The sequence below is a fragment of the Thiohalorhabdus sp. genome (assembly GCF_046545655.1).
Lineage (GTDB): Bacteria > Pseudomonadota > Gammaproteobacteria > Thiohalorhabdales > Thiohalorhabdaceae > Thiohalorhabdus.
Genome location: NZ_JBKGZG010000066.1, coordinates 1 through 6285, shown reverse-complemented (window position 1 = coordinate 6285; position 6285 = coordinate 1). Strand labels below are relative to the sequence as shown.

Sequence of the window (6285 nt, the reverse complement as noted above, 5' to 3'; positions counted from 1 at the left end):
TCGGACTCGGACTCGGCGGTCTGCTCTGCGGACTCCTCCCCGGGCAGGCTGACCACGTTGAAGCCATCCGGCCCCGAGCGCGGCCGCGGGGCCTCGGCCGAGACGCTTACGATCCCCGCGGCCAGGGCCGCGTGCAGGGCCACTGCGCCGGCGAAGGCCGCCACCAGGGGCAGGTAGCGCCTCCCCGCGCGGTGGGGGATGGGATCGGGAAGTGCGCGGCTCATGGGATCGGGCGGCTACCAGCCGATGCGGTAGAGAAACTCCGCGGTTTGCACCACCACCTGCTCGGTGGGCTCGTCCTCGAAGAAGTGGTCGGCGCCCTGGATGACCCGGCGCGTGATGTCCGCCTCCCCACGCAGTTTCTCGGTGCGCTCCCGAAGGTCCGGGACGTTCTCGTCCTCGGTGCCCACCATGAGCTTCACCGGCCGCTTGGCCTCGGGGAGGATGGAGGGGGTGTCCAGGGCCTCGTCCCCGCCGTAGTAGCTCAGGAAGCTGGCCACCTTGACGCGGGCGTCGGGGCAGTACAGGAAGGGCACGTCCTCCATCCAGGCGTCCTCGTGGCCCTCCTCCGCCATGGCACGGGCCCGGGAAAGGGGGGTCTCCAGGGGAGTGTCGAAGCGCTCCTCGTACGCCGCGGCCGCGGCCTTCTCGTCCCAGGTGGCGGGGGCCAGCAGCACTGCCCCGCGCACCGCCTCGGCGGGCTCGTCGGCGATGTAACGGGCCACCTGGTTGCCGCCCCGGGAATGGCCGAGCAGGGCCAGCCGGTCCACCCCCTGCTCCTGCGTCCAGTCGATCCAGGCGCCGATCTCCGCCAGGGCCTCGGCGTTGGTGTAGTCGTGGCCCGGCTCGCACTCGCGTTTGCCGTGGCGGTCGTCCACCCCGAGGCTGAGGTTGACGGCCAAAGAGGCGATGCCGCGCTTCGCCAAGCCCGTCTGCAGGTTCTGGATCAGGTCCATGCCGAAGTGGCCGCGGGTGCCGTGGACGATAAGGAGAAGCTTGTCGGTATCGGCCGCGGACTCCGCCCCGGCCAGGTTGCCGTTCAGGGTGGTGCCGTCGTGCTCGATCCGGACCTCCTCGCCGAAGGCGGGCAGGGAAACCAGGCAGAGCAGCAGGGCCAGGCTGGCGGCGATGCGCAAGGGATTCCTCCAGGGATGACTGTGTAACGGGCCAGTGTACACAAAGGAGCGGCCTCGGGCGTAGGGGAGCAGGCGGCCGCGCCATTCCTCCAGCCCAGGGCCGCCCGGCGAGAGCGCTGATTTCCAAGGCCGCCTGGGTATGCTAGCTTTCCGGACTTATGGGGATACGGTCCGGACCGTGATTGGCGGGCCAACGGAATTCCGAAAGGGGAACGATGAACGTGGAGAACCGGCGGGAGCACGTGGAGCGGGCTGCCGAGGACGAGATCGACCTGGCCGATCTCGCCGGGGTGCTCTACCGGCAGCGCTGGCTGATCTTCGGCGGGACCGCGGCGGTGTTCCTGCTGGCCCTGGCCTTCTCGTTGCTCCAGCCCGCCAAGTACCAGGTGGAGAGCTACCTCCGCGTGGGGACGGTGGGGGAGGACCACATCGCCGATCCGGAGTCCGTGGCCGCGCAGATGAAGTCCCTGGGCCGGGTCGTGGGGGAGGACGTTTTCCAACAGGACGACCGGGAGATCGACTACGAGACCGGCTGGTCCGTAGAGGCCCAGGGCGGCGGCGTCATTCGGGCGCGGATCCCCGAGGCCGTCCGCGCCGACGCCTACGCCGAGTTCCTCGAGGCGGTGAATCAGCAGGTCATCGAGGAGCACAACACAATGCTGGAAGAACGGCGCTCCTGGGTCGAGGAGGAAGCGGCGCGCGTCGAGGCCACCCTGGAAGACTTGCGGGAGCGCCGTTCGGAGCTGGCGGACCGGATGGACCAGCGGCTTCAGGGGGACGGCGCCGGCCCGGGCGGGGACCAGCAGCTCATGGCGCTGCGCGACCTCTACGCGGACGTGGGCACCCAGATCTCGGAGCGGGAGTCCCGGCTCTCCGAGCTGCAGGCGGAGCTGAGCAACCTCCAGCCCACCAAGATGCTGCTCGCCCCGCGCTTCTCCGAGGACCCGGTCTCCCCCAACACCCGCCTGAACCTCGCCCTCGGCCTCGTGCTGGGGCTGTTTCTGTCCGTGTTCCTGGCCTTCCTGGCCGAGTTCTGGCGCAACAACCGGCAGCGGATCGTTCAGGGCGAGGGGGGCTGAACGGAACCGCCGTAGGCCCTTCCGGCATTCGCCCGCTAAAGCGGGCTCCTGCATCCGCCCACCGGCACCCGTAGGAGCCCGCTTCAGCGGGCGATTTCCGCCTGAACGGAACCGCCGTAGGCCCTTCCGGCATTCGCCCGCTAAAGCGGGCTCCTGCATCCGCCCACCGGCACCCGTAGGAGCCCGCTTCAGCGGGCGATTTCCGCCTGAACGGAACCGCCGTAGGCCCTTCCGGCATTCGCCCGCTAAAGCGGGCTCCTACCCCTGCCTGGGGTCCCCGTAGGAGCCCGCTTCAGCGGGCGATCTCCGCGATCCCCCACAGGACCAAAATCGGCACCCTACGGTCCAAGCACCAGGACATTGCGAGGGGAAGGCCATGCAAGCCCGCTGGTACCGCCGGGCGGCGGAGCAGGGCCACGCCGAGGCCCAGAACAACCTCGCCTTCCTCTACGCCAACGGCACCGGCGTCCCCGAAGACCTCGTCACCGCCTACATGTGGTTCCTGCTGGCCGCCGAGGGCGGCTGCGTGCGCGCCGTGAACGCCCTGGAGGCCTTCCGCGACCGCCTGGACCCCGAGGAGAAGGCCGAGGCCCGCCGCCGGGCCCGGGAGCGGGGCTGGGAAAACGCCGAATAGCCGTTTGCCCCCCTGCGCTCCCCGTGGTGCAATGCAAGGCATGCATTCAACGGATGAACAAGCCGTGGCCAGCGAAGACACCCACTACCACCTCCTCCGCATCCTGGAAGCCAACCCCGAGGCCACCCAGCGCGAACTGGCCGAGGCCATGGGCGTGTCCGTGGGCAAGACCACCTTTTGCCTGCGTGGTCTCATGGAGTCCCCTGAATTGGGTCCTCCCTTGTGAAGTGGAGCCCCCGGTTTGGCAAAGAGGTGTATGTTACCCGCCATGCCCGGGAGCGGATGGCGCAACGGGGGATCGCCGAGGGCGAGCTTGAGGATTTGCTGGAAAACGGGGAGGTCCGTTACAAGGACTCTGAGCGCCTCTGGATTGCCAAAGCGTTCCCCGGGCGAAAAGATAATCTGATATGCGCCCCCGTGGCCCTGGAAGAATCCTTGGTGGTTAAGACCGTCATGCACCACTTCGAGTGGGGAGAGTAGCGATGCGCACTACCTACGACGAAGCCGACGATATCCTCACGCTGCATCTTTCGGAGAAGCCCATCGTCAGCGAGCGCTCGCAGGATTGGAATACCCATGTCAGCTACGCTGAGGATGGGACTATCGTGGAAGTGGTCATCCTTGAGGCTTCCAAGCAGGGTGCCTGGCCTTTGCTACGGACCGACGTCGCTTGAAGGCGTGGTTCTAATCCATCAGCCCCCATGCTGAATTCTTCAACTTGCATACAACTCGTGAACTAGCAGTGGCCCACGAAGACACCCACTACCACCTCCTCCGCATCCTGGAAGCCAACCCCGAGGCCACCCAGCGCGAACTGGCCGAGGCCATGGGCGTGTCCGTGGGCAAGACCAACTACCTCCTGCGCGGTCTCATGGAGAAGGGCCTGGTGAAGGCCCAGAACTTCCGCCGCTCCGACAACAAGCGCGCCTACCTCTACAAGCTCACCCCCGCCGGCGTCGCCGAGAAGGTCCGCATCACCCGCCGCTACCTGGCCCGGCGCCGGGAGGAGTACGAGCGGATTCGGGACGAAATCGAGGATCTGGAGGCGGAGCTTCGAGACCGAGGTGCGGAGGGCAGGGAGCAATGACCAGAAGCAAAGCCCCTCACCGCCCGACCGATGGAATGCCCCCTGTGGGAGCGGCCAGTGGCCGCGACACTGTCGTGGACATCGAGGCAATCCAATGCGCCTGACCCAGGAACAACGCCAGATAATCCGGGAAGAGGTGGCCAACATCTTCGGTCCGGGCGTCTCCGTTCGCCTTTTTGGATCGCGCCTGGATGACGAGCGGCGGGGTGGGGACATCGACCTGTACATCGAGGCCAATGGCACCCCCGAAGAGCTCTTGGGTCAAGAACTGAAGCTGTATGCACGGTTGCAGCGGCGTCTGGGCGAGCGGCGGATCGATATCGTGGTGCATGGGCAAGGTCGGCCCCTCCGTCCGATTGACCGCCATGCACGGGAGAGCGGAGTGGCCCTGTGAGTCGGGACCTGGCTCCGGCTTTGGAGGCCGCCTGTCGCTTCACGGACCGTATGCACACCGCCTTCGAAGCCATTGAGCATTACGCCAGGCATCGCTTGTTGAACCGGTGACCTAACGTGACCCCCCGCAACCTCGTCTTCTGCTGCGACGGCACCGCCAACGAATACGGCACGGTGAACACCAACGTCGTCCACCTCTACCAGCGCCTGGCGGACGACCCCGCCGCGCAGATCAGCCGCTACGAGCCCGGCGTGGGCACCTTCTCGCCCCTGGGGCTCATGGACGGCGGCAAGCTGGGCATCGCCCTGGGCAAGCTCTTCGGTCACGGCCTCACCGAGAACATCGAGAACGGCTACCGCTTCCTCATGCGGCACTACCGCGAGGGCGACCGCGTCTTCCTGTTCGGCTTCAGCCGCGGCGCCTACGCCGTGCGGGCGCTGTCCGGCATGCTGTACAAGTGCGGCCTGCTGCGCCCGGAGCTGGACAACCTCGTCCGCTACGCCACCCGCCTCTACAACAAGCAGGGCAACGAGGAAGAGGCGGCCGGCTTCGCCCGCACCTACGGCCGCCCCTGCCCCGTGCACCTCATCGGCGCCTGGGACACCGTCGCCTCCCTGGGCTACCTCTACCGCAACCGCCGCTTCTTCAACGCCAAGCTCACCAGCACCGTCACCCACGGCTACCACGCCCTGGCCATCGACGAGCGCCGGCCCAAGTTCGGGCCCCTGCTCTGGAACGAGGCGCGCGCCGAGCCCCACCAGACCATCGAGCAGGTGTGGTTCCCCGGCGCCCACGCCGACGTGGGCGGCGGCTACGCCGAGCGCGGCCTGGCCGAGATCGCCCTGCAATGGATGACCGACCGCGCCCGGGCCGCCGGCCTGCGGCTGCGGGAGGACGTGGAGCCGCCCCAGCCCCCGGACCCCGCCGGCACCCTCCACGAGCCCTGGAACGCCTTGACCGGCCGGGCCCTGCGGATCCTCTATCTGGGCGAGCAACCGCGGGAGATCCCGTCCGGGGCACTGGTGCACGGCAGCGTCGCCGCCCGCCGGGAGGCCACGGGCTACCGGCCGGAGGTGCTGCCGGAGGAATACCGGCTTGTCGGCTGGGGGCGTTAGTGGTTGAATGGCCGTTCAACGATTGAACGGGCCAAACCAAAAGGGCAAAAGCTTGGGCACACCCCTCCGCAAGGCCGTGTTCCCGGTGGCCGGCATGGGCACCCGCTTCCTGCCGGCCACCAAGGCCATGGCCAAGGAAATGCTGCCGGTGGTGGACAAGCCCCTCATCCAGTACGCCGTGGAGGAGGCGGTAGCCGCCGGCATCGACCAGGTGATCTTCGTCACCGGGCGCGGCAAGCGCTCCATCGAGGACCACTTCGACCACCAGGACGGCCTGGAGGACCAGCTCCTGGCCAAGGGCAAGGACGAGCTGGCGCGGGTGTACCGCGAGGTGTCGGACATGGCGGACGTCACCTACCTGCGCCAGAAGGAGCCCCTGGGCCTGGGCCACGCCGTATGGTGCGCCCGCCACGTGGTGGGCGACGAGCCCTTCGCCGTGATCCTCCCCGACGACCTCATGGACGCCGAGCCCGGCGCCATCGGCCAGATGAAGGCCGCCTTCGAGGAAACCGGCGCCAGCCAGGTGGCCGTGGAGCCGGTGGACGCCACGGAGGTGAGCTCCTACGGCGTCATCGACCCCGGCGACTTCAACGGCCGCACCTACCCCGTGCGCGGCCTGGTGGAGAAGCCCGACCCCACGGTGGCGCCGTCCAATCTCTCCGTCATCGGCCGCTACGTCCTCAGCCCCACCGTCTTCGAGCCCCTGGGCCGGGGCAAGAAAGGGGCGGGCGGCGAGATCCAGCTCACCGACGCCCTCCAGGCGCTCATCACCGAATACGGCGAGGCCATCCACGCCTGCCCCTTCGAGGACGTGCGCTTCGACTGCGGCTCCAAGGCGGG

General features: G+C 68.2%; 11 protein-coding genes. 9 read left to right on the top strand and 2 right to left on the bottom strand.

Annotation, left to right across the window (positions count from 1 at the left end; genetic code table 11):
• Together ACLFRB_RS11275 and ACLFRB_RS11270 are read right to left on the bottom strand one after the other, a co-directional pair.
• A partial coding sequence (locus tag ACLFRB_RS11275; protein WP_411069109.1) for a hypothetical protein occupies positions 1 to 224 on the bottom strand: 224 nt, incomplete at its 3' end.
• A gap of 12 nt (positions 225 to 236) precedes the next feature.
• Positions 237 to 1136, bottom strand: a complete 900-nt coding sequence (locus tag ACLFRB_RS11270; RefSeq protein WP_411069108.1) for an alpha/beta hydrolase — start codon at positions 1134 to 1136, stop codon at positions 237 to 239.
• Positions 1137 to 1351: 215 nt separating this feature from the next.
• Here ACLFRB_RS11270 and ACLFRB_RS11265 point away from each other — a divergent pair, with 215 nt between their 5' ends.
• The 9 genes from ACLFRB_RS11265 to galU form a co-directional block, all read left to right on the top strand.
• Positions 1352 to 2215, top strand: coding sequence for a Wzz/FepE/Etk N-terminal domain-containing protein (locus ACLFRB_RS11265; protein WP_411069107.1), 864 nt, complete (start codon positions 1352 to 1354; stop codon positions 2213 to 2215).
• Positions 2216 to 2591: 376 nt separating this feature from the next.
• Positions 2592 to 2849 carry a tetratricopeptide repeat protein gene (locus ACLFRB_RS11260; protein WP_411069106.1) on the top strand — a complete coding sequence of 86 codons (258 nt, stop codon included), beginning with the start codon at positions 2592 to 2594 and terminating at the stop codon, positions 2847 to 2849.
• Positions 2850 to 2913: 64 nt separating this feature from the next.
• Positions 2914 to 3075 (top strand): winged helix-turn-helix transcriptional regulator, encoded by a 162-nt coding sequence (locus tag ACLFRB_RS11255; protein WP_411069105.1) that lies wholly within the window; start codon positions 2914 to 2916, stop codon positions 3073 to 3075.
• Entirely contained in the window at positions 3072 to 3329 is a 258-nt protein-coding gene (locus ACLFRB_RS11250) for a DUF4258 domain-containing protein (RefSeq protein WP_411069104.1), read from the top strand. The genes ACLFRB_RS11255 and ACLFRB_RS11250 overlap by 4 nt, the downstream gene beginning before the upstream one ends.
• A 2-nt stretch (positions 3330 to 3331) precedes the next feature.
• Positions 3332 to 3523, top strand: a complete 192-nt coding sequence (locus ACLFRB_RS11245) for a DUF2283 domain-containing protein (protein WP_411069103.1) — start codon at positions 3332 to 3334, stop codon at positions 3521 to 3523.
• 68 nt (positions 3524 to 3591) lie between these two features.
• Positions 3592 to 3936, top strand: a complete 345-nt coding sequence (locus ACLFRB_RS11240; protein ID WP_411069102.1) for a MarR family EPS-associated transcriptional regulator — start codon at positions 3592 to 3594, stop codon at positions 3934 to 3936.
• 94 nt (positions 3937 to 4030) lie between these two features.
• Positions 4031 to 4330 (top strand): nucleotidyltransferase domain-containing protein, encoded by a 300-nt coding sequence (locus ACLFRB_RS11235; protein WP_411069101.1) that lies wholly within the window; start codon positions 4031 to 4033, stop codon positions 4328 to 4330.
• Positions 4331 to 4446: 116 nt separating this feature from the next.
• Entirely contained in the window at positions 4447 to 5445 is a 999-nt protein-coding gene (locus ACLFRB_RS11230) for a DUF2235 domain-containing protein (protein ID WP_411069100.1), read from the top strand.
• A 52-nt stretch (positions 5446 to 5497) separates the two neighbouring features.
• On the top strand, positions 5498 to 6285 hold a 788-nt coding region (galU, locus tag ACLFRB_RS11225; protein ID WP_411069099.1), incomplete at its 3' end, for a UTP--glucose-1-phosphate uridylyltransferase GalU.